Origin of the sequence: Pleomorphomonas oryzae DSM 16300 (genome assembly GCF_000422965.1) — a bacterium.
Taxonomy (GTDB): domain Bacteria; phylum Pseudomonadota; class Alphaproteobacteria; order Rhizobiales; family Pleomorphomonadaceae; genus Pleomorphomonas; species Pleomorphomonas oryzae.
The window spans coordinates 105,731-128,602 of sequence record NZ_AUHB01000005.1 but is presented as its reverse complement, the minus strand read 5'-3'; the positions used below and the strand labels follow the sequence as shown (position 1 = coordinate 128,602).

Sequence of the window (22,872 nt, the reverse complement as noted above, 5' to 3'; positions counted from 1 at the left end):
GAGACGCAAATTTCAATGGCTTGAGAGGATCTTACCCCTCGTTACTTCTACGGATGCATCGCCGAGCAGACCTTGCGCGGCGAGCTCTTGCTCAAGCGCCGCTGGCGTCGTGAAGATGGCACCACGGAGGCCGGCAGTACGAGCGCCCTCCACGTTTTCCGACATGTCATCGGTAAAAAAGCTCTCCTCTGGGGAGAAACCCAGCCGATCGAGTGCCCGGAGGAACACCCGAGGATCGGGCTTCATCGTGGCGAAGGAAGAGGACACAAGGAACCGGTCGCCGACGAGACGGGCAAGTTCCGGCGCCAGCGTATCCCGGTATTCGTAGACAAGCGGCCCATTATTGGTCAGCACGCCGACCGTCGTTCCCGCAGCGACCAGCCGCTCGATTAGGGCGAGAGTGCCGGGAATGAGACGCATGCCGAGCCGGCGCGCCTCGACCCAATCTTTGACGGCGAGCGGATAACCGAGACGGTCGCGCCAAGACTTGATGTAGAGCTCCGGCGTTGGAAAGGCGCCGCCGTCGGCGGCCGCCTCCAGTCCCTCGCTCCAAATACGGTCGTTGATGAAGGCCGGCTCAAGGCCGGTGACACTGGCAAGATAGGCGATGCGGTCGGCGCGGGTATAGGCGTAGACGACATCGTCCATATCGAACAAGGCGAGGCGAATGGCAGTCGGCATGGATCAGGTCGCCGTCCCACCAATAGTGACCGCATCGATTCGGAGCGACGGCTGACCGACACCGACGGGCACGCTCTGGCCGGCCTTGCCGCACATGCCGATGCCGCGATCGATCTCAAGGTCGTTGCCGATCATCGAAACGCGCTTCATCGCTTCGGGGCCGTTGCCAATCAGCATGGCACCCTTGATCGGCTCGCCAACCTTGCCGTCCCGCACGCGGTAGGCCTCGGTGCAATCGAACACAAACTTGCCGGAGGTGATATCCACCTGCCCGCCGGAGAAGGAGACGGCATAGATGCCGTCCTTCACCGAAGCGATGATCTCCTCGCGGCTCTTGTCGCCCGAGAGCATGTAGGTGTTGGTCATACGCGGCATAGGAACATGGGCGTAGGACTGGCGGCGACCGTTACCGGTCGACTCGGCGCCCATCAGGCGAGCGTTCTGGCGATCCTGCATGTAGCCGACGAGACGGCCATCCTCGATCAACACCGTCTTGCGGCTCGGCGTGCCCTCATCGTCGATGGTGAGCGAACCGCGCGCGTCCGGCAGCGTGCCGTCGTCGACAATGGTGACGCCCTTGGCCGCCACCTGCTCGCCCATCAAACCGGCGAAAGCGGAGGTCTTCTTGCGATTGAAGTCGCCTTCGAGGCCATGCCCTACCGCCTCGTGCAGCAGCACACCGGTCCAGCCGGGTCCGAGCACGACGTCGAACGTACCGGCCGGAGCCGGCTTGGCCTCAAGATTGACCAAAGCCTGGCGAAGCGCCTCGTCGACGGCATACTGCCAGCGTTCCGGCGTGATGAACCCATCAAGCCCCAGCCGGCCACCTTCGCCATAGGAGCCGCTTTCCTGGCGGTCGCCGTTGCCGGCAATGAGAGAGACGTTGACGCGCACCAGAGGGCGCACGTCCCTCAGGTGAACGCCGTCGGCGCGGATGATCTCAACGATCTTGTGGCTGGTGGTGATCGACGCCGTCACCTGCCGGACGCGCGGATCGCGAGCGCGCGCCCAGGCATCGATCTCCGACAGCAGCGTCACCTTGTCGGAAAAGGCCGGCGACAGCAGCGGATTGACGTCGCCGTAGAGCTTGCGGTTGGTCGGACGCGGCGGCTCGGCCAGGGTACCCGAATACCCCATCGACACAGCCTTCACCGCGTCGGCGGCGCGACGCAATGCCTTTTCGGATAGATCATCGGCGTGTGCATAGCCCACGGCCTCGCCGGCGACCGCCCGAAGGCCAAAGCCCTGGTTGACGTCATAGGTGGCAGTCTTGAGGCGGCCGTTGTCGAAGGTAAGAGCCTCGCCCTCAGAGCGTTCCAGATAGAGCTCGCCATCGTCGGCACCGGCGAGCGCATCGGCGACGATGCGTTGCGTCGAATCGGGATCCAGTCCGGCAAGAGCGAGGAGGTCATGGCGTTCGGTCATCGGCGGCGGCGTCCCATCCAGAGGAGGATTGGCTCCTCCATAAAAGCAAACGCCCGGATGCTCTAGCCTCCGGACGCGCAACATGTCGTGTTTCCGGCGCAGCCGTACAAGTGCGTACTCACGGCAGCGCGTCGAAGCCTTCCTTGAACCCCTTCAGCGAGATCGGAATGCCAATGCCGTCTTCCGGCGAATCGTAGATGATGAACAGCGCTTTGCCGCTCTTCTCGAGCTGGCCGACCAGATCATCCTGCAGCACCACTTCGGCATAGCAGCCACGTGCCCGGCAGCGAACGAAGCCGACGCGGCCGATATCCTTGTCATCAATCCGAAGGCCAAGACCGGCCATCAGATAGACACCGAGCGGGGCGAGGACCCGCATGATCTTCGCCTTCTTGTCGACCGTCTTCACGATCAGTACTGAAAGGCCGATGTTGTCGCGATCCTCGGCAGTAACGTTCTGCACCATGGCGCATTGCTTGTCGCGCGCGCCGACAGGCTGGTCGCAGCGAATCTGCCAGTCGCCATGCACAGACTCGACCTTGCCATCGACGAACTCCTGCGCCGCCGCCATGGAGAGCGTCGCCGGCAGCGAGCCCAAGGCGAGCAAAACGCAAAGGCAGGCGGAAAGAACGGTCCTCATGACGGCTATGATCCTCTCGTCAACGTCCCAGGCCCCGGAGACCGACGAATCGCCGGTCGATCCTTATTCCCATACTTGCGGCGGCGCGAAAAGGTAGGGTCAGGCGGCCGGCGGTCCGCCCGCGGCCCCGCCCGCCCCAATCGGCGCGACCGAAGCGCCAGGCACCCGCTCCGGCACGCGCAGCGGCGCGTCGGGAACGGCAACCGGGGCCACCTTGGCCACCGCCTTCTTCGCCTTTTCCATCAGCTTACGCACCTCGTCGGCGCTCATCGGTGATCCGAACAGATAGCCTTCGAGATAGTCGGCACCGAGATTACCCACCTCTTCGAGGTCGACGGCGCGGTCGACACCTTCCACCACCAGCTCCAGTTCCAGATCGTGGGCCAGCGAAGCGATCGTCTTCAGCAGGGCTTGCCGATGGCGGCCGGAACTCCTCAAAATGTTCTGGTCGACCTTCAGCGTGCCGGGCGGCAGCCGCTGCAGATAGCTCAGCGAGGAAAAGCCCATGCCGAATTCATCGACGGCAAAGCCCGCGCCGAGTTCCTTCAGCTTCATCAGCATCTGCAGCGAAAATTCCGGGCTCTCCATCAGGAGACCCTCGGAAAACTCGAGATGCAGCACATCACGTGGCAAACCGGTGCGCGACAGGATGGCCTTGACCTCGTTGAGGAGCTCGTGCCGGAGCACCTGCCGGTTGGACATGTTGACCGACATGGTCAGCGTGTCGCCGAACGGCAGATGGTCGCGCCAATCAGCGAGCTGCCGGGCGGCCCGGTCGAGCAGGAACAGGCCGAGCTGTGACACAAGGCCGGAGCGAACGGCGATCGGCATAAATTCGGCTGGTGGGATCGATCCCTTGCGCGGATGGTTCCAGCGCAAGAGCGCCTCGAAACCGGCCACCGACCGATCACCGGCCCGGATGACCGGCTGGTAGAGCACAGTCAGCTCGCCCTTTTCGATGGCGCCGCGCAGGTCGTGTTCTAGCGCCGTGAGATCGGCCGACATAATGCGGAGCGCCGGCCGGAAGGTCTCGATGCGGTCGCCGCCCAGCTTCTTGGCGAAGGCGAGCGCGATCTCAGCGTCCTGGATCAGGGTGCGCGCTTCCTTGTCGTCGGTATCGGGCACGGCGATGCCGATGGAAGCGGTGAGGAACACCTCCTTCTCGCCGACGACGATCGGTGCCCGCACCGCCCGCTTGACGGTGTCGGCAAAGGCGGCCAGCCGGTCCGACGCCTGCTCGGAAACCAGCACGATGCCGAAGCGGTCGCCTTCAAGGCGTGACAGCGTGTCGAGCGGCTTGACCAGCCGGCCGAGCCGGCGGGCGAGCGTCAGGAGGATGGTGTCGCCGACCGATAGGCCGAGCGTCTCGTTGACCTGACGAAAGCGATCGAGGTCGACGAGGAAGACGGCCGGCCGGCGCTGGTTGTCCACCTTGGCGCGGGCGAGATCGGACGCGAGACGGTCAAAGTAGAGCTCGCGGTTCGGCAACGAGGTGAGGTTGTCGTGAATGGCGTCGGTCAGCAGCCGCTCCTGCGCCAGCTTCATGTCGGTAATATCGAGCAGCGTGCCGACACAGCGGATGACCTCACCGTCGGATCCGAGGATCGGACGGGCACGCAGGCGGAACCACTGGTAATGGCCATCCTGGGCGCGCATGCGGAAGGTCTGGCTGAGCCGCCCCTTGCGCGTCTCGACGACGGCATCGAGCGTTGCTTTGAAGCGCTCCCGGTCCTGCGGATGGAGATAGTCGAGCCAGTCGCGCGCCGGGCCTTCGAGACGGCCACGCTTGAGGCCCAGGCTCTCCTCGGCCTCGGCAGAGGTGACGATCTGGTCGGCAAGCACGTCCCAGTCCCAGATCATATCGCCGGAGCCGGTGAGCGCCAGCGCCTTGCGTTCGCTGTCGTCGACTTGTCCCTGCGTGATGGCGCCGCCAGCAAAGGCGTGCTGCATCACGGTGAAGCCGAGTAGCAGGACGACCAGGACCAGGCCGCCGGCCAGCGCCGGTTGGGCAAGATCGCTGACCAAACGGCCGGAGACGGCAAGGCCCGTACCGGCCAGCCAGGCCAGGAACACCAGCCAGGTCGGCACCAGCATGATCGCCCGGTCATAGCCACGCAGCGCCAGCGCCACGATCAGCACGAAGCCGATGCCGCCAAGAGCGGCCAGCACCATGCGGGCGATGCCGGCGGTGATCGAGGGATCGTAAAGGGCGAGCGCGAACAGCCCGGTCAGCGCCAAGAGCGTGATCAGCATCACGTGGCTGTAGCGCACGTGCCAGCGGTTGAGATTGAGATAGGCGTAGAGGAAGATCACCATGGTGACGGCGATCATCACCTCCGAGCCTGCGCGATAGAGTTGATCCGTCCCGGAGCCGACGGCGAACACCTTGTTCCAGAAACCGAAATCGATGCAGAGGTAGGCAAGCACCGCCCAGGCGAGCGCCGCCGTCGCCGGGAACATCATCGATCCCTTGACGACGAACAGGATGGTCAAGAACAGCGCCAGAAGGCCGGAAATGCCAAGCACGATCCCGCGATAGAGCGTGTAAGCGTTGACGCTGTCCTTGTAGGCGTTGGGCTCCCACAGGCCGATCTGCGGCAGATCGCGCGTTCGAAGCTCGACGACGAAAGTGACCACCGTGCCAGGATCGAGCGTCACCAGGAAAACGTCGGAGTCCTGACTTGTCTGCCGCTCCGGGGCAAAGCCGGAACTCGGGGTGATCGCGGCGATGCGCGAGGCGCCAAGATCGGGCCACATGACGCGCGAGCCAACCAGATGAAAGTGCGGCGCGACGATCAGCCGATCGAGCTGCAAGTCCGACTGGTTGGACAGCGAGAACACCACCCAGGACGGATTGGAATCGATGCCCTTGGCACGCACCTCGATGCGACGAACGACACCATCGGGGCCGGGCGCTGTCGACACCTGGATCGAGTTGCCGGCATCACGCCGATATTCGACGGCATGAGTCAGGTCGAGCGCCTTGACGTCGGGCTCGACCAGGATGGGCTCGGCCGCATAGGCAAGGTGGGGGGCGAGGCCGGCGGCGAACACCAGCAGCAATAAGGCGACAGTGGCGCGGACGAAGGCCAAGGACACTCTCCAGCTCGACTGGCGAACAGTTCAGTTTTCGTGAGCCGCGCCGGATACGCGGCGGCTTTGTCAGGGTGCGCGACGGTTACGGCAGCAGCCTGCCGGAACTCCTTCGCGCGGCTTCCTCCGAAAGCGCGTCGTCAGAGATATAGCCGAGGACGACGGTCATGCAAACCGCCCGTTCGGTGGCCTTTCAGACGGCGCCATCGTCATCAACCATCCGCGACAGCAATACATGATCCTGCCAGCGGCCATCGATCAGGAGATAGCGCCGCGCGTAGCCTTCGCGGACGAATCCGGCTTTTTCGAGAAGACCGAGCGAACGATCGTTGCCGGGAATGCATGCTGCCTCGACCCGATGAAGCCTCAATTCGCCGAAGGCGAACTCAAGAACCAGATCCACCGCCCGGCGCATGTAGCCACGGCCGGCATGACGCACGCTCATCCAATAGCCGAGGCTGCAGCTTTGGGCGACGCCACGCCGGATATTGGACAACGTGACGCCACCAAGCAGCGCGTCATCTTGGACGTGGAAGATAAGAAAGGCAAAGCCGCTCTGCTCGGCCGCCTCGCGCTGAACGCGTCGGACGCGGCGCTTGAAAGCGGATCGCGTCAGGTCGTCGGTCGACCATGTCGGCTCCCAGGGTTTCAGAAAGGCGCGGCTCTGGGATCGCTCGCTGACCCAGGCGGCATAGTCCGACACCGCCGGCACGCGCAGACAGACGACGTCGTCCGCCAGCACCGGAAAGGTCCCGGAGGCTACGACGCCGAAAAACGTCATGCCGCGCTTGCCTTGGTCGAAACGGCGTTGCCGGCGATCGAAGCCACCGATGGAACCTTGGCGATCGGACCAATGGCCGCGAGCGTCGGGTTCGGCGCAACGCTGATCTTCTCGAGGAATTCGCAGACCTTTTGCGGCGTCACGGCGTTGATGCGGGTAACCAGTTCGTCGAGCGGCAGCGTCCGGCCGTGGAACATGATGTGACGCGCGATCTGGCCGGCCCGTGCCACCGGGCTTTCCAGCGCCATCAGAAGGCCCGCGCGAAGCTGCGACTGGGCGCGCTTCACTTCCACCTCGGTGACCGCTGTCGAGGCACGGGCGATTTCGTTCATGGTCTCCTCGACCACCGCACCGGCATCGCGTTCGCCGGTTGCCGCCGAAATACCGAAGATACCGGCGTCCTCAAAGCCCCAGTGGAAGGCGTAGATGGAATAGCAGAGGCCGCGCTTCTCACGGATCTCCTGGAAGAGACGCGATGACATGCCACCGCCCAGGATCGAGGACGCGATCTGGGCGGTGATGTAATCATCGTCGCCATAGGCGATGCCGGGGAAGCCGAGCACCACCTGCGCCTCCATCAGGTCGCGTTCCTCGCGCGCCTCGCCGCCAACGTAGACAGCCCGCTCCGGGACAATCGATTCCGCCTCGCCGAAATGCTGGAACTTCTTGCGCGCCAGACGAACGAGATCGCGGTGGCCGAGCTTGCCGGCCGCGGCGATCACGGTGCGACCGCCCGTGTAATGGCGGTTGAGATAGCCGCGAAGCGCATCGTGGGAGAAGCTTTTCACCGTCTCGATCGAGCCGAGGATCGGCCGACCGATCGACTGGCCGGGGAAGGCGGCCTGCTGGAACATGTCGAAGACGAAATCTTCTGGCGCGTCGAGAGCCGCGCCGATCTCCTGGCCGATGACGTGCTTCTCGCGATCGAGCTCGTCGGGGTCGAACTGCGAATTCTGCAGGATGTCGGAGAGAATATCGAGAGCGAGCGGCACATCGCCAGCCAGCACGCGAGCATAATAGCTGGTGCTTTCGATCGACGTGGCGGCATTCACCTCACCGCCGACGTTTTCGATTTCTTCGGCAATATCCTTGGCCGAGCGCTTCTTGGTGCCCTTGAAAGCCATGTGCTCGAGAAGGTGGGAGATACCGTTCTCGTCTACCGCCTCCGACCGCGATCCGGCCGCCACCCAGACGCCAAGCGCCGCCGATGCCAGATGCGGCATGGAATGGGTGACGACGGTAATGCCGTTGTCCAACTTCGTTACTTCGACGGCCATCCGACCAATTCCTCCCTAGAAGGTCAGCTTTTCTAGCGAACTCTGCATGGAACGACGCGCCACTCAACACAAAGTTTCGCTTGCACCTTCACTTTTGCCGGCGCACCCCTCCCAAAAGGGCTTTCTCATCAAACCAAAACCCGCGCGCGCTGTCGCACGAAAGCCTCTACAACCTCGAGATCATTGGCAAGCACTGTCATCCGTTCGGGCCGATCCATCAGATCGCCGAGGAAGGCCGGCAAAGCCGGTCGCTCGCCGCTAGCCGCTTCTACCGCATCGGGGAATTTGGCCGGATGGGCCGTGGCGAGCGTCACCATCGGCACGATCCCGCCGGTGAAAGCCTCGGCGACCACCACACCATTGCCACCATGCGTATCGATCAGATATCCGGCCTCGCTCCTGAGACTCCGGATCAGCGCCGCCGTCGCCTCGACCGAGGCTCGACCGGCGCCGAATTCCTGGCGGATGGCGGCGTAAGCGGCTTCCGGTAGCGTGAAGGCGCCCGACTGCGACAGCGTCTGCATCAGACGCGTCACGGTCCTTGCGTCGCGGCCGCAGGACTCGAAGACGAGGCGTTCGAAATTGGAGGACACCTCGATATCCATCGACGGCGAGGTCGACGGCACCACGCCGGTTGCCTCATAGCGGCCGGTCTCCAAGGTACGGGCGAGGATGTCATTGACGTTGGTGGCGATCACCAGCTTCTCGATGGGCAGCCCCATCTTCTTGGCAACGTAACCGGCGAAAATGTCGCCGAAATTGCCGGTCGGCACGGTGAAGGACACCTTGCGGGCTGGGGCACCCAGCGCCACGGCGGCAACGAAGTAGTAGACCACCTGTGCGGCGATACGCCCCCAGTTGATCGAGTTAACGCCGGAGAGGCTGAGTTCGTCACGGAAGGCAAAGTGGTTGAACATGCCCTTCACAAGGCTCTGGGCATCATCGAAGGTCCCTTCCAGAGCGATGCAGTGGACGTTGCCGTCGGCGACGGTCGTCATTTGCCGGCGCTGCACATCCGAGACACGGCCATTGGGGAACAGGATGAAGATGTCGGTGTTGTCGCGGCCGCGGAAGGCTTCGATCGCCGCGCCGCCGGTGTCGCCGGAGGTGGCGCCGACGATGGTGGCCCTGGCGCCGCGCTGGCCAAGCACATGATCCATCAGGCGGGCCAGCAACTGCATCGCCACGTCCTTGAAGGCCAGCGTCGGGCCATGGAACAGTTCGAGCAGGAAATGATCCGGAGCGATCTGGACGAGCGGCGTCACCGCAGGATGACGGAAGGTGCCGGTATAAGCGGCGTCGATCATCTTGCGCAGATCAGCATCAGCAATGTCGCCATCGACAAAACGCGAGATCACCTCGAAGGCGACGTCGGCGTAGGACCGACCGGCAAAGGATGCGATGGTCGCCGCATCGAGCGTCGGCCACGTCTCGGGCACGTAGAGGCCGCCGTCGCGGGCGAGGCCGGCAAGAACGACGTCGGAAAAGCCGAGGACGGGCGCATTGCCACGGGTACTGACATATCTCACGGGATTTTTCCTGTCCTCACAGGGCGACGGTCCAAGGTTCGCCTGCGTTCCTGAAAATGCTCTAGCGATGGCGCGGCACCGCCGCAAGCTCGGTCATAGCCGGAAAAGATCGTTTTTGCCGACCGGCCTCGCGAAAGCGTCGTGAAGACGCCATATCGATCCGGCATGCCCGCTCCCATAGAACCAACCGAGCTCATCACCATGACCGCTGCTCCTCCACCGCAATCAAGCTCTCCTCACCTCGGGTTGGCTCTCGGCGGCGGTGGCGCGCGCGGCCTTGCCCACGTGCATGTCCTCTCGGCTCTCGATGATCTCGGCCTCAAACCTTCGGCCATCGCCGGCTGTTCCATCGGTGCCTTGATCGGCGCGGCGGCAGCGGCTGGACTGTCGGGCGCAGAGATCGAAGACGAGATTCTCGTCGCGCTTGGCCGGCCGGCCGACGTATGGGGTAAGATCTGGAAGCTTCGCCCCCGCAGTCTCGCGGAGATTGTCAGCGGCTTGCCGCTGTTCGACCCGGAAGCCGTGGTCGGTGAATTTCTGCCCGACCGTCTTCCCGACGATTTCGAAGCCCTTCCCATTCGCTTTTCGGCGGTTGCCGCCGATTTCTACGGCACCTCCGAAGTCGAGATCAGCGCCGGCTCGCTGCGGCGGGCCGTCGCCGCCTCGATTGCCCTGCCCGCCTTGTTCCGGCCGGTGGAAATCGGCGGCCTGACGTTGATCGACGGCGGTGTGGTCAACCCACTGCCCTTCGACAGGTTGCCCCACGATATCGACTTGATTGTCGCCGTCGATGTGGTGGGCACCCCTGTGCGGCCCGAAAAGAGCCGCATGCCCGGCGCTCGCGAAGCTTTGTTTGGGGCCAGCCAGATTCTGATGCAGGCCTTGATCACCGAAAAGCTGAAGTCGCGACATCCCGGCATACTGATCCGGCCGCCGATCAACGGCATCGGCGTGCTCGACTTCACCAAGGCGCGCGACATCTTGGCCGCCACCGCAAGCGTACGCGAGGAGGTGAAGGCCGCCGTCGGGCGTCGTCTCGACGCTGCCGCCTGATTATCGCCGATCGGCGAAGAAGCCTTTGAGAAGCTGGCCGGCCTCGCTCTCGCCGATGCCGGAATAGACCTCAGGGACGTGATGACAGCCAGACGAGGCAAAGAACCGAACGTTGTGGTCCACCGCGCCCCCCTTTTCGTCAGCCGCCCCGTAATAGAGGCGCCGCAGGCGGGCGAAGGAAATCGCGCCGGCGCACATGGCGCAGGGTTCGAGACTGACATAAAGGTCGCAACCGATGAGCCGTTCGGAGCCGATCTTCGCGGCAGCGGCACGGATTGCCAACATCTCGGCGTGAGCGGTGGGATCGCGAAGCTCCAGGGTGCGGTTGCCGGCGGCGGCCAGCACGGCGCCATCGCGGACGATCACCGCGCCGACCGGTACTTCGCCGCGCGCAGCAGCCGAGCGCGCTTCCGCCAGAGCCTTATCCATAAAGCCGGACATGCTGATCCTCGATAGACTGGATTGGCATATAACCCGGCTTCCGTCGCCCGAACATAGCCCGAATTCGAACCGGAGCCGCTCGTTTCACAGACCGGCTGCACGTCGCCTGCTTTTCCTGCTAAGAGCGTCGACATGATCAAGACTCCCTCCCCCGCCCCCAAGGCGAAGAAATCTCCGGCCAAGGCCGACGACGGGGCCGACCGCATCGCCAAGGTGATCGCTCGCGCCGGTCTGTGCTCGCGCCGCGAAGCCGAAACCTGGATCGCCGATGGCCGCGTCAAGCTCAACGGCCGCGTTCTGGACACGCCGGCGATCACCGTCAAAGCCGACGACAAGGTCGAGGTGGACGGCCAGCCGCTGCCCGAGCGCGACCGAACCCGCCTCTGGCTGTTCCATAAGCCGCGCGGCACCGTCACCACCACCTATGACCCTGAAGGACGACCGACGGTATTCTCCATCCTGCCGGAGGATCTGCCGCGCGTCATGACCATCGGCCGGCTCGACATCAACACCGAGGGACTGCTGCTGCTCACCAACGACGGTGGCCTTGCCCGCATTCTGGAACTGCCAGCCACCGGCTGGCTCCGTCGCTACCGGGTCCGCGCCCATGGTGACATCGATCAGGCGCGGCTCGATGCGCTGAAGGACGGCATCGCCATCGACGGCATTCTCTACGGTTCGGTCGAGGCGACGCTCGACCGCCGCCAGGGCGACAACGTCTGGCTGACCATCGGCCTGCGCGAGGGCAAGAACCGTGAGGTGAAGACCATTCTCGCCCACCTCGGTCTCGACGTGAACCGGCTGATCCGCGTCTCCTTCGGTCCGTTCCAGCTCGGCGATCTGGCCGATGGCGCCGTTGAAGAAATACCGCGCCGCGTGCTGCGCTCCCAGCTCGGCGATCGCCTGGCCGGCGAGGCGGGCGCCGATTTCGAAGCTCGCGAGGAGGATCGGCTGCCGATCCAGTCGGTGATCGCCAAGGCCGGCCAAGCTGTGCCCCGGACGGCGGACAAGCTTCCTGCTGCCAAGGAAAAAGCGCCCTTGCGGCCGCATGCCACCTCAGCGGCGGCGAACCGCAAGCGCCACGAGGCCGATCTCGACGCCTCGAAAACCCGCCAGCCGGCCGGGCGGAGTGGCGGCAAAGCCGGGGCAGCAAAGCCACCGGTTCGCATCGCCAAGGCAGAGAAGCCGCAGCGCGCGACGTTGACACTCAAATCCGACACTGGCGATGAACCCCGGGCCGGCCGCCTCAGCCGCCGTGCCGAGACCGAAGAGGCACCGCGCGCCTACAAGTCGGGCAAAAGCTTCGACATCGATCGAAAGCCGCGCGCCCATGGCGATGAGCCGGCGCGTGTGCGCGGCGACAGACCGCAGCGGGGCATTACACCGAAGGGCAGTCGCATTCAGGATGGCAGCCCGATGGGCGCCCCCAGTGGCAAGGGCGGCAAAGGCGGACGGGGACCGAAGGATGGTGGCGGCCGGAGCGGGTCGGGCAAGCCGAGAGGACGCGATGCGGATCGTCGCCGGTAAGCATCGGGGCACGGCGCTGGCGACGCCGGCAGCCGGCAGCCTTGCCATCCGCCCCACGTCCGACCGGCTGCGTGAAAGCGTCTTCAACATTCTCGAGCACGCCTATGAAGGCGTGTTCGAGAATGCCCGCGTCATGGATGTGTTCGCCGGTACCGGGGCTCTTGGCTTCGAGGCAATGAGCCGGGGCGCCAAGACCTGCCTGTTCGTCGAGGAAGCTGCGGAAGCCCGTGGTCTCATCCGCCGCAACCAGGAAACGCTGGGCCTGATGGGAACAACGCGCATCTTTCGCCGCGACGCCACCACCATGGGGTCGATCGGTCCGGCAGAGCCCTACACGCTCGCCTTTCTCGATCCGCCCTATGGCAAGGGCTTGGCGGAGAAGGCGCTCGCGTCGCTGCTTGCGGGTGGATGGCTCGCGGACAAGACCCTAATCGTCATCGAGGAATCGGCCAAGGCTGACGTAGCACTTCCAGAGGGCCTCGAACGTCTCGACCAGCGGACCTACGGCGAAACGCAGGTGATCTTCGCGCGCCGAACCTGACCGTTGGTCAGCCGATCTCCGCCAGAAGAGATTTCACCTCGCTGGGGTCGCCGGCGCGGCGCTTGAAGGACAGCCGTTTCACGCCGCCCTCCTCTGTAATGTCGATCCCATCGGGGTCGACGGCCACTAGTGCGGGCCTGACACTGGCGAGATCGCTCAAAAGCGCGGTCTCGACCGCGGCGAAGGCCTCGGCCGTGGCCGATGGCACCACAACATCGGCCGCGGCCAAACGTGCGATCCGGCCGAAGCCGGCGACGAGATGAACGCCGTCGACGCTCATACGATAGACGGAGAAATCGCCGAAGCCGGCATAGCCCTCCGCTTCCGGATGGCGGATCAGGAAGCGCTTGAAGAGGCGCGCATGGTCGGCCTCTTCGCGGGCGATGCGCTGAAAGCGGCCGTTGATGGTGGCGCGGGCACCCGTCAACGGATCGTCCCCCGCGCCGGCCGGAGCCTGCATCAGAAGCGAAGCGCGGCCGTCGCGTGCGAGATGCCGGGTGTGCGCGGCGAGACCAGAAAGCAGGACGAGCGGAGCGCCGTCGATGTCGGTTGCCACCGTCACGAAGGTGACGAACGGCCCGCCTTCATGCGTGAGCGTACCGAGGGCAGCGGTGGCTGCCGATCGCATGATCTGGCGCGTCATGCCCTCGGCATCGAAGCGGGTGTCATCCATCCGAACTCTCCCTTTAGCTCGCTAACAACATCTGTTAGGTCGGAACCGAACCGAAGCGAACTTTATGGAGAGCCAGCCGGATCTCCCTCAGCCCAGACCCAGAATCTCTCTCACGACACCGAAAGCGGGTGAAAAAGCGAGTGAATTCTTGATCTTTCTACATTGTTGCCCAGATTCTGCTCAACTCTGCTACAAAGGTCCGGCTGTCGATACCGACCGAATATGACATGAAGAGCTGAGGCTCGGAACTGACGGGGACCTGGGGCATGCCGACCATCGCGCTCGTGGACGATGACAGAAACATCCTAACGTCCGTCTCGATTGCCCTCGAGTCGGAGGGCTATCGCGTTGAGACCTATACCGACGGCGCCTCTGCCCTCGACGGCCTCTCCAAGGTGCAGCCCGACCTCGCCATCCTCGACATCAAGATGCCGCGCATGGACGGCATGGAGCTGCTCCGCCGCCTCCGGCAGAAGACCGACATGCCCGTTATCTTCCTGACCTCAAAGGATGACGAGATCGACGAGCTGTTCGGCCTCAAGATGGGCGCCGACGACTTCATTCACAAACCGTTCTCGCAGCGCCTCCTGGTCGAGCGCGTCAAGGCGGTGCTGCGCCGCGTCGCTCCGCGCGACACCACCGCCGCTCCCAAGCCGAGTGACGCCAATCGCAATATCGAGCGCGGCAACCTCGTCATGGACCAGGAGCGGCATACCTGCACCTGGAGGGGCCAGAACGTGGTGCTGACCGTCACCGAGTTCCTGATCCTGTTCGCGCTGGCCCAGCGGCCCGGCGTGGTCAAGAGCCGTAACGCGCTGATGGATGCCGCCTATGACGATCAGGTCTACGTCGACGACCGCACGATCGACAGCCACATCAAGCGGCTGCGCAAGAAGTTCAAGGCCATCGACGACGATTTCGAAATGATCGAGACCCTTTATGGCGTCGGCTACCGCTTCAAGGAGGCGTGAGCGGAGCTTTGAAGAGAATTTGGCATTCTGGTCCCGACGCGTCAGGTTGCGAACCATCTGTCGAATTCACAAGCTCCACGGAAGCAGTGGTTAGTGGTTCTTTTGATTCCGACATTTGCTCCGAGGATGGTATCGGCGGCATACACATGTCGGAAGCGAACCATTAGCGGGAAGCGATGTCGATGAGGGGAAGCCAGGAAGCCGATCGGGCAGATGGCGGGCGTATCCAGATGATGCGCCGGCTGTTTCCGGTTATCCTTCGTCGCGTCAAGCGCTTTGCGGCAACCTCGATCGGCACCTCGCTCAGCCGCCGCATCCTGGTTCTCAACCTCGCGGCGCTGGCAGCGCTGGTATCAGGTATCCTCTATCTCAACCAGTTCCGGGCCGGCCTGATCGATGCCCGCGTCGAGAGCCTGCTGACACAGGGCGAGATCATGGCCGGCGCCATTGCCGCCTCGGCCTCGGCGGTTTCCAATACCATCACCATCGATCCCGAGCGTTTGCTACAAATGCAGGCCGGTGGCGAAGTAACCCTCCCGACCGATACGGAGAGTCTCGATTTTCCGATCAACCCGGAGAAGGTGGCGCCGCTGTTGCGGCGACTGATCACACCGACCAAGACACGGGCGCGGATCTATGACCGTGACGGCATCCTGATCCTCGATTCGCGCTTTCTCTATTCCCGAGGACAGGTGCTGCGATTCAACCTGCCGCCGGCCAAACCGGAACCGCCGTCACTGATCGAACAGGCCATCAACGCCGTTACCTACCGCCTGAGGCGGTTCGATCTCCCCGTCTACCGGGAGCTTGGCGGAGCCAACGGGCGCGGGTATCCGGAGGTGGAGCAAGCGCTCAACGGCTCGCCCGGCACTGTGGTGCGCGTCACCGAAGCCGGCGAGATGATCGTGTCGGTGGCTGTGCCGGTGCAGCGCTTCAACGTCGTCGTCGGCTCGCTGCTGCTCTCCACCGAGGGCGGCGACATCGACGCCATCGTCACCGCCGAGCGCTGGGGCATCTTCCGCGTCTTCCTGGTGGCGGCGGCCGTCACCACAACGCTGTCCTTCCTGCTGGCCGGCACCATTGCCCGGCCACTTCGCCGCCTTGCCGCCGCGGCCGACCGCATCCGGCGGGGCATCAAGCAGCGCGAGGAGATCCCCTCCTTCGACCGCGAGGACGAGATCGGCGATCTCGCCCGCGCCTTCCGCGACATGACCAACGCGCTCTATAGCCGGATGGACGCCACCGAGAGCTTCGCCGCCGACGTTGCCCATGAACTCAAAAATCCGCTGACCTCGCTACGCTCGGCAGTGGAGACGCTACCGCTCGCCAAGAGCGACAACAGCCGGGCACGCCTCCTGGAAATCATCCAGCACGACGTCCGTCGCCTCGACCGGCTGATCACCGACATTTCCGACGCTTCGCGCCTCGACGCCGAGCTTGCGCGCGAGGACGTAGCGCCGCTCGATGTCGGCCGGCTCGTCGAAGGCGTCGTCTCGCTGGCCCGTGAGACGGGCCGCCATCAGGAGATCGGCATCGACCTCAGAATCGACCGTGGCGAAGGCGACAAGCCACTGATGGTACTCGGCCATGACAGCCGGCTCGGACAGGTGTTCAACAATCTGATCGATAATGCCCGCTCCTTCTCGCGGGAGGGAGGGCAGGTCGAGGTCACCGTCTGCCGCGACGATCACAAGATCGAGGTCATTGTCGACGACCACGGGCCAGGCATCCGTGCTGAAAAGCTCGAGCGGGTGTTCGAACGCTTCTATACCGATCGCCCGGAAGGCGAAGGCTTCGGCAATAATTCCGGCCTGGGTCTGTCGATTTCCAAGCAGATCGTCGAGGCCCATCGCGGAACCATCACGGCCATCAATCGCAAGGATGACCCCGCTGACCCCGACCGCGTCACCGGTGCCCGCTTTGTCGTGTGTCTGCCAGCGGATCTCGCTGCATGACCCAGCCAACCGTCCATGCCACTGCCGTCGTTGTCGGCGAAACCGGCCTGCTGATCCGAGGCGCATCGGGCGCCGGGAAGACATCGCTCGCCTTCGCGCTTGTCGATGCTGCCCGGCGGAGCGGTCTCTACGCCGCCTTCGTTGCCGATGATCGCGTGGCGCTCACCGTCTTGAACGGCCGGCTCATTGCTCACTGTCCTGAGACCATCGCCGGCCTTGCCGAACGGCGCGGTCGCGGCATCGAATCGGTGGAGTACGTGCCATCCGCAGTGATCCGGCTTGTTGCCGATCTCATCGATGCCGGAACAATGATGCGCCTGCCCGAAGCGGCGGAGGAGGAGGCGGACATCGACGGGTTGAGACTGCCCAGACAGGCGATTCCGGCTCGGCAAACCTCCGTTTCGCTACCGCTGCTCCATGCCGCGCTCGTGGAAATGAACAAGTTTTAACGATCGAAGCCGCAATTCCGACAAACCTTACGCTTTTCCCCTAAAGTCCCTCAAGGTCCGGCTTTTCGGGCCCGTATCAAGCATCTTTTGTTAAGTTGACTGTCTCATCCCGGTCTCGGAACAGGCGCCGCACCGGCTCACAATCCGATTTCCTCTTGCAAGAAATCCCGCTCTGGTGAAGATGTGGCCCGTTCCAGCTTGGAGCGAAACCAACATGGCGTGCCGCATGATCTTCGCAATCTACAGGGATCGGACCCCAGCATGATCGGGTTGGTTCTGGTGACACATGGTCGCCTGGCAGACGAATTCCGGTCGGCACTCGAGCATGTGGTCGGTCCTCAGGCCGATTTCGAGACGATCTGCATCGGTCCTGAAGACGACATGGAGCAGCGGCGGAGCGACATCATCGCCTCGGTCGGTCGGGTCAATTCCGGCAAGGGCGTCATCCTGCTCACCGATATGTTCGGCGGCACTCCGTCAAATCTCGCCATTTCCGTCATGGACATCGGCGATGTCGAGGTGATCGCCGGCGTCAACCTGCCGATGCTGGTCAAGCTCGCAACGGTGCGCAAGGAACGGCCGCTCGCTGAGACCGTCACCGAGGCTCGCGACGCCGGTCGGAAATACATCTCTGTCGCCAGCCAGGTACTTGCCGGATCATGACAGACGACACAGACGACGGTGCCATCGTTCGTGAACTGCAGATTCTCAACAAGAAGGGCCTGCACGCCCGCGCTTCGGCGAAATTCGTTCAGTGCGTCGATCGGTTCGAGGCGGAAGTCTTCGTGCTGAAGGATGGCCAAAGTGTATCGGGCACGTCCATCATGGGCCTGATGATGCTGGCCGCCGGCATCGGCTCGTCGATCGAGGTGCGCGCCGCAGGGGCTGAGGCCGAGGCGGCCATCGAGGCGATCGCGGCGCTGGTCAACGACCGCTTCGGCGAGGGTGAATAGGCCCGATGGCCCCACCGCTCCGCGTCGTTCCGGCCACCCCTGAGCTTCTCGCACCGCTACCCTCCTGGTTTTCAACGCCGGAAGCACTTGCCCAATGGGGCGGCAGCGGCCTCCGCTTTCCTCTCGACGCCGGCCAGATTGCCACGATGCTCTCGGAGACGCTGACGACGCCGCCCCTTCGGCTAGCCTTTGTCGGCCTCGTCGGCAATGCGACGGTGGCTCACGCTCAGGTGGTCCTTGATTGGACGGACGGCGTGGCTCGTCTCGCGCGCTTTGCCGTGGCTCCAAATTATCGCGGACAGGGAGTGGCACGGCCATTTCTGGCTGAGGTGTTCGCCCGGCTCGATGCGATCGGCGACTTTCCGCGGTTGGAGCTCAACGTCTATACGTTCAACACGCCAGCCATCGCGCTCTACGAATCCCTCGGCTTCGTTCGCGAGGGCGTACGCCGCTCGTCCGTCAAAGTCGGCGCTGCCCGCTGGGACACGGCGATCTACGCCATCATCCGCTAGAGCGTTTCCATCTTCTACGGAAACGCTCTCTTCCTGAGTTGACGCATTTTCTTCCAGCGAACCGGTACCCACTTCGCTGGAAAATGCTCTCATGATCAGCGGCGGCCAAACAGCCGTTCGATGTCGCTGAGCTTCAGCTCGACAAAGGTTGGGCGGCCATGGTTGCACTGACCCGAGTTGGGTGTCGCTTCCATCTCGCGCAGCAGCGCATCCATCTCTTCCACTCTGAGACGGCGGCCGGCACGGACCGAGCCGTGGCAGGCCATGGTGGCGGCAATGGCGTCGAGCTTCTCCCTGAGGCGTGTCGCCTGGTCCCATTCGGCGAGGTCGTCGGCAATGTCGCGCAAGAGCGCTGCCGTATCGGTGCGGCCAAGCAGCGCCGGGATTTCTCGGATGGCGATGGCGCCCGGTCCGAAGCTTTCGACAACGAGGCCGAGCTCGGCAAGCTCTTCGGCACGCTCGATGAGGCGATCGACATCCTCCTCGGGCATGTCGACGATTTCGGGGATCAGCAGCATCTGCGTCTCGACGCCCTTGGCGATCTCCTGCTTCAGCCGCTCGTAGACGAGGCGCTCGTGCGCCGCGTGCTGGTCGACGATGACGAGGCCGGTTGCGGTCTGGGCGACGATATAGGTCTCGTGGATTTGCGCACGCGGCGCGCCCAGCGGCCGTGACACGCTCTCCACCGGCGCCTCGGCAAGACCAGGGCGGGCATCAGCGGAGACAGCGTCATCGACAACCGAGAAACTGGTCTGCGGCGAACCGGCATCGAAGGAAACCGCGTCTTCCGCGAAGGCGCGCGACAGGGGGACCTCGCCCGGCAGCGGCCGATCCGGAGCGGTCCGCCAGTCGAAGGCGACCGGCCGGCTCTGATAATCCGACCGCCAGGCTGAAGATGCGCTGGTCGGCATCGGGCGAACGGCGGCCGTGAGTACGTCGAGCGTCGCCGCGCCATGGGTAGAAGCGGCGCGATGGCCGGCGTCGGCATGCGCCCGTCGGAGCGCGCCGACCAACAAGCCGCGCACCAAGCCGGGATCGCGAAAGCGAACGTCGGCCTTGGTCGGATGCACGTTGACGTCAACCTCGTGCGGGTCGAGGTCGACGAACAGCACGGCCGCCGGAAATCGATCGCGGGCCATGACGTCGGCGTAGCCGGCGCGGATGGCGCCGATGAGCAATTTGTCGCGCACTGGCCGGCCATTGACGAACAGATACTGGCTCTGGGCATTGGCCTTCTGCAGCGTGCCGAGACCGGCAAGACCGGTGAGGCGCACGCCTTCGCGCAAGGCGTCGATCTCGATCGAGTTCTCCGCAAAATCGGCGCCCATCACTTGCAGCGCCCGCCCCCTGAAATCGCCTGCCGCCAGCGCCGGATAGTCGAGGGGCGAACGATCGGAGCCTGACAGAGAGAAGCGGATCTCAGGGTGGGCGAGTGCCAGACGCTTGACGACATCGGTGATGGCGCCGGCCTCGGCGCGTTCGCTCTTCAGGAACTTGAGGCGGGCCGGCGTTGAGAAGAAAAGATTTCTGACCTCGATGCGCGTGCCCCGGCTCAACCCCACCGGCTCAATGTCCGAGCGGCTGCCACCGGAGACCGTGATCGCCCAGCCATTATCCTCCGACGCATGCCGCGTCTCGATCCTGAGGTCGGCCACCGAGCCGATCGACGGCAGCGCCTCGCCACGGAAACCAAGGGTGCGGATGTCGAGAAGGTCGTCCTCGATCAGCTTGGAGGTACAGTGCCGCTCCACAGCCAGAGACAGGTCCGCCGCCAGCATGCCGACGCCGTTGTCGGTCACGCGGATCAACGTCTTGCCACCGCCCGACGTCACCACCTCGATGCGATCGGCGCCGGCATCGATGGCGTTTTCCACCAGTTCCTTGACCACGCTCGCCGGCCGCTCCACCACCTCGCCGGCGGCGATGCGGTTGATGGTGACGGGCGAGAGCTGGATGATAACGGACATGGGGCCGGGATTCGCTCGCGTCTGATGGGCTGGAAGGGTGACCATAACCGAAGCCGCCAAGCGGCGCGAGGTCGTCGCCAGCCACAAATTCGTCAACACCGCCGCCCATCCACGGGTCTATAGTCGGCAGCGTGTTATGAGGAGACCCCATGAAGAACGTCGAAATTTCGGCGGCGACGTCGATCGTCGTGCTGACCGGCGCCGGCATTTCCCAGGAATCGGGCCTCGACACCTTCCGCGACGCCGGTGGCATCTGGGCGCGCTACGACATCGAGGACGTGGCGACGCCGGAGGGCTTCCGGCGAAATCCGCCGTTGGTGCACGACTTCTATAATACGCAACGTCGCGAGGCCGCGCTCGCCCTCCCCAACCCCGCGCATGTCGCGCTCGCCGAGCTTGAGAAGGCCTGGCCGGGGCGATTCCTTCTGGTCACCCAGAACATCGACGGCCTGCATGAGAAGGCCGGTTCCCAAGCACTGTTCCATATGCATGGCACGCTCGACGGCTTCCTGTGCGAAGCCTGTGGGAGACGCGGCCCTTGGGTGGATGACATGTCGACGAGTTCGGCCTGTCCGCTTTGCGGCCGCAGTGGCGGGCTTCGGCCCGATATCGTCTGGTTCGGCGAAATGCCCTATCACATGCCCGAAATTTATCGAGCGCTCGGCGAGGCCGACCTCTTCCTCTCCATCGGCACGTCGGGCACCGTCTATCCGGCGGCCGATTTCGTGCGCGAGGCGCGGCAGGCCGGCGCCGTTACCGTGGAATTGAACCTCGAAGCCTCCCGCAAGGGACACGGTCTGTTCGATCTTGAGATCGAGGGCAAGGCGGGCGACTGCGTGCCGGCTTTCGTCAGCGATCTCCTAAGTGGGCGACTTACCCGAGGCCGGACGTCAGAGGCTTAAGTTCCAGTCCGCGTAACAACGCCGGATGGCGTCAGCCGAGGCCAGTTGAACCCTGGGCAAGTCCAAGCCCTCGAACATTCCGGCATAACGCCGACGGTTCCCAGGGGTCACAACGACGATATGGTGGAGCATCTCCCACTTGACGCTGTCGCGTCCGCCGGCCAGTCCACCTTTTCGCTCGGACTGAAACAAGCAGCGCCTGATATAGCGCCAGAGACTCAGCGCTGTCGAAACCTCCAGCAAGATGACGCCAGTCGCCCGCTCAAAGCGTTGGGGCATGCAGACGGAATAGTTTCCCTCCATCACCCAGCTCTCTCCCTGGATTGCTTCATCATGGAGAGCAACGAACTCTTGCCTCGGACGAGGCACCCAATCGGTATCTGGGAGATGAAAGAGCTGATCGAGATGGACCACCGGTAGACCGCGCTTACGGCCGATCGCCACGGCCAATGTTGATTTGCCGCTGTTGGAAGGACCCAAGATACAGATTCGGTCGCCGAGATGCTCCAGCCGCATGGTGCCAGGCCCCTTTCGCCCCTGCCACTGCCTTGACCTTGTCATGTAGCGCCCTTATCGGGATGGCATGCAAGAGTTCGACATGATCGCGGGGCTTTCGGCCCTCGCCGAGGCCTATGACGGCGTCATCTGCGACGTCTGGGGCGTTCTTCACAACGGCATATCGCCCTATCCGGCCGCGGCCGAAGCCCTGTCCCGCTTCCGTGCGCTCGGCAAGGCGGCGGTGCTGCTCACCAACGCACCGCGCCCGACGAAAGCCGTCGAGGATCTCCTTAGCCGGCAATATGCCATCGGTCCGGCCAGCTATGACGAGATCGTCACCTCCGGCTCGGTCGCCCGCGAAGTATTTGCGAATGAGTCACGCCGACGACTGTTCCATCTTGGACCGGCGCACAATGTCGGTCTGTTCGACGGGCTCGACGTCGAACTCGTCGGCGAGGAAGCAGCAGAATACGTGGTGCTGACCGGTCTGTTCGACGACGAGAAGGAAAGCCCCGAATCCTACCGGCCGATGTTCCGACGCTTTATCGAGCGCGGCCTCAAGGCCTATTGCGCCAATCCCGACGTCATTGTCGAACGCGGCGATCGGCTCGTCTACTGTGCCGGCGCACTCGCCCAACTCTACGTCGAGCTTGAAGGCGACATCACCATCATCGGCAAGCCCTACAAGCCGGTCTACGACGCGGCGCTTGCCGCCATTGAGCGAGCACTCGACCGCCCGGTGGCGAAAAGCCGCGTGCTCGCCATTGGCGACGGCTTGCCGACGGACATCAAGGGCGCCCATGGACAGGGCATCGACGTGCTGATGGTGACGGCCGGCATCCATGGCGCCGATTTCGGCGAACTGATGAACCCCGACCCGAAAAGACTGGCCGCACGGCTCGATGCTGAGGGTCTCGGCATCCGCGCCGCCATTCCGCGCCTTGTCTGGTGATGATACCTACGAAAAGAGGCCCGATCGGGCCTCTTTCATTCGAACCTGATGC

The 22,872-nt window shown here is 64.0% G+C and carries 22 protein-coding genes; 11 read left to right on the top strand and 11 right to left on the bottom strand.

What is annotated here, in order from left to right; all coding sequences use genetic code 11:
* Positions 1-12: 12 nt before the first annotated feature.
* From G522_RS26385 to thrC, 7 genes are all read right to left on the bottom strand, one after another.
* Positions 13-681 carry an HAD family hydrolase gene (locus G522_RS26385; RefSeq protein WP_051228503.1) on the bottom strand — a complete coding sequence of 223 codons (669 nt, stop codon included), beginning with the start codon at positions 679-681 and terminating at the stop codon, positions 13-15.
* A 3-nt stretch (positions 682-684) separates the two neighbouring features.
* Positions 685-2,106 (bottom strand): metalloprotease TldD, encoded by a 1,422-nt coding sequence (tldD, locus tag G522_RS0110045; protein WP_026790919.1) that lies wholly within the window; start codon positions 2,104-2,106, stop codon positions 685-687.
* Between the two features lie 118 nt (positions 2,107-2,224).
* Positions 2,225-2,746, bottom strand: a complete 522-nt coding sequence (locus G522_RS0110040) for an invasion associated locus B family protein (protein ID WP_026790918.1) — start codon at positions 2,744-2,746, stop codon at positions 2,225-2,227.
* 99 nt (positions 2,747-2,845) lie between these two features.
* Positions 2,846-5,839, bottom strand: a complete 2,994-nt coding sequence (locus tag G522_RS26380) for an EAL domain-containing protein (protein WP_084633110.1) — start codon at positions 5,837-5,839, stop codon at positions 2,846-2,848.
* Between the two features lie 193 nt (positions 5,840-6,032).
* On the bottom strand, positions 6,033-6,620 hold the full coding sequence (locus G522_RS0110030; RefSeq protein WP_026790917.1) for a GNAT family N-acetyltransferase: 588 nt from the start codon (positions 6,618-6,620) through the stop codon (positions 6,033-6,035).
* A complete protein-coding gene (locus G522_RS0110025) occupies positions 6,617-7,897 on the bottom strand; it encodes a M16 family metallopeptidase (protein ID WP_026790916.1) in 1,281 nt (426 codons plus the stop codon). Before G522_RS0110025 ends, G522_RS0110030 begins: the two co-directional genes overlap by 4 nt.
* 128 nt (positions 7,898-8,025) lie before the next feature.
* Positions 8,026-9,426, bottom strand: coding sequence for a threonine synthase (thrC, locus tag G522_RS0110020; protein ID WP_026790915.1), 1,401 nt, complete (start codon positions 9,424-9,426; stop codon positions 8,026-8,028).
* A gap of 201 nt (positions 9,427-9,627) precedes the next feature.
* Here thrC and G522_RS0110015 point away from each other — a divergent pair, with 201 nt between their 5' ends.
* Positions 9,628-10,479 (top strand): patatin-like phospholipase family protein, encoded by an 852-nt coding sequence (locus G522_RS0110015; RefSeq protein WP_026790914.1) that lies wholly within the window; start codon positions 9,628-9,630, stop codon positions 10,477-10,479.
* Here G522_RS0110015 and G522_RS0110010 read toward each other — a convergent pair whose 3' ends face one another.
* Entirely contained in the window at positions 10,480-10,920 is a 441-nt protein-coding gene (locus G522_RS0110010; protein WP_051228502.1) for a nucleoside deaminase, read from the bottom strand.
* A 132-nt stretch (positions 10,921-11,052) separates the two neighbouring features.
* On the opposite strand from G522_RS0110010, the gene G522_RS29520 reads away from it, so the two are divergent.
* Positions 11,053-12,447: a pseudouridine synthase gene (locus G522_RS29520; protein ID WP_084633109.1), complete on the top strand. Its 1,395-nt coding sequence runs from the start codon at positions 11,053-11,055 to the stop codon at positions 12,445-12,447.
* Positions 12,428-12,988 carry a 16S rRNA (guanine(966)-N(2))-methyltransferase RsmD gene (gene rsmD / locus G522_RS0110000; protein ID WP_026790912.1) on the top strand — a complete coding sequence of 187 codons (561 nt, stop codon included), beginning with the start codon at positions 12,428-12,430 and terminating at the stop codon, positions 12,986-12,988. The genes G522_RS29520 and rsmD overlap by 20 nt, the downstream gene beginning before the upstream one ends.
* Before the next feature lie 7 nt (positions 12,989-12,995).
* Here the strand turns inward: rsmD and G522_RS26370 are convergent, their stop codons facing one another.
* Positions 12,996-13,661, bottom strand: a complete 666-nt coding sequence (locus G522_RS26370) for a HugZ family pyridoxamine 5'-phosphate oxidase (RefSeq protein ID WP_051228501.1) — start codon at positions 13,659-13,661, stop codon at positions 12,996-12,998.
* A gap of 266 nt (positions 13,662-13,927) precedes the next feature.
* On the opposite strand from G522_RS26370, the gene G522_RS0109985 reads away from it, so the two are divergent.
* The 6 genes from G522_RS0109985 (at position 13,928) to G522_RS0109960 (ending at position 18,501) form a co-directional block, all read left to right on the top strand.
* On the top strand, positions 13,928-14,632 hold the full coding sequence (locus tag G522_RS0109985; RefSeq protein ID WP_026790911.1) for a response regulator transcription factor: 705 nt from the start codon (positions 13,928-13,930) through the stop codon (positions 14,630-14,632).
* A gap of 182 nt (positions 14,633-14,814) precedes the next feature.
* Complete coding sequence (locus tag G522_RS26365) at positions 14,815-16,587, top strand: stimulus-sensing domain-containing protein (RefSeq protein ID WP_425414052.1); 1,773 nt, start codon at positions 14,815-14,817, stop codon at positions 16,585-16,587.
* Positions 16,584-17,036 (top strand): HPr kinase/phosphorylase, encoded by a 453-nt coding sequence (locus G522_RS0109975; RefSeq protein WP_026790910.1) that lies wholly within the window; start codon positions 16,584-16,586, stop codon positions 17,034-17,036. The genes G522_RS26365 and G522_RS0109975 overlap by 4 nt, the downstream gene beginning before the upstream one ends.
* A gap of 261 nt (positions 17,037-17,297) precedes the next feature.
* Complete coding sequence (locus G522_RS0109970) at positions 17,298-17,699, top strand: PTS sugar transporter subunit IIA (protein ID WP_026790909.1); 402 nt, start codon at positions 17,298-17,300, stop codon at positions 17,697-17,699.
* Complete coding sequence (locus G522_RS0109965; RefSeq protein WP_026790908.1) at positions 17,696-17,989, top strand: HPr family phosphocarrier protein; 294 nt, start codon at positions 17,696-17,698, stop codon at positions 17,987-17,989. Before G522_RS0109970 ends, G522_RS0109965 begins: the two co-directional genes overlap by 4 nt.
* Before the next feature lie 5 nt (positions 17,990-17,994).
* A complete protein-coding gene (locus G522_RS0109960; protein ID WP_036838826.1) occupies positions 17,995-18,501 on the top strand; it encodes a GNAT family N-acetyltransferase in 507 nt (168 codons plus the stop codon).
* Positions 18,502-18,596: 95 nt separating this feature from the next.
* Here G522_RS0109960 and mutL read toward each other — a convergent pair whose 3' ends face one another.
* A complete protein-coding gene (gene mutL, locus G522_RS0109955; protein ID WP_026790906.1) occupies positions 18,597-20,468 on the bottom strand; it encodes a DNA mismatch repair endonuclease MutL in 1,872 nt (623 codons plus the stop codon).
* A gap of 149 nt (positions 20,469-20,617) precedes the next feature.
* Here mutL and G522_RS0109950 point away from each other — a divergent pair, with 149 nt between their 5' ends.
* A complete protein-coding gene (locus G522_RS0109950) occupies positions 20,618-21,370 on the top strand; it encodes an NAD-dependent deacylase (protein WP_036838823.1) in 753 nt (250 codons plus the stop codon).
* Here G522_RS0109950 and G522_RS0109945 read toward each other — a convergent pair.
* Complete coding sequence (locus tag G522_RS0109945; RefSeq protein WP_026790904.1) at positions 21,359-21,886, bottom strand: P-loop NTPase family protein; 528 nt, start codon at positions 21,884-21,886, stop codon at positions 21,359-21,361. The genes G522_RS0109950 and G522_RS0109945 overlap by 12 nt on opposite strands.
* A gap of 82 nt (positions 21,887-21,968) precedes the next feature.
* On the opposite strand from G522_RS0109945, the gene G522_RS0109940 reads away from it, so the two are divergent.
* Positions 21,969-22,820: a TIGR01459 family HAD-type hydrolase gene (locus G522_RS0109940; RefSeq protein ID WP_245586635.1), complete on the top strand. Its 852-nt coding sequence runs from the start codon at positions 21,969-21,971 to the stop codon at positions 22,818-22,820.
* Positions 22,821-22,872 lie beyond the last annotated feature (52 nt).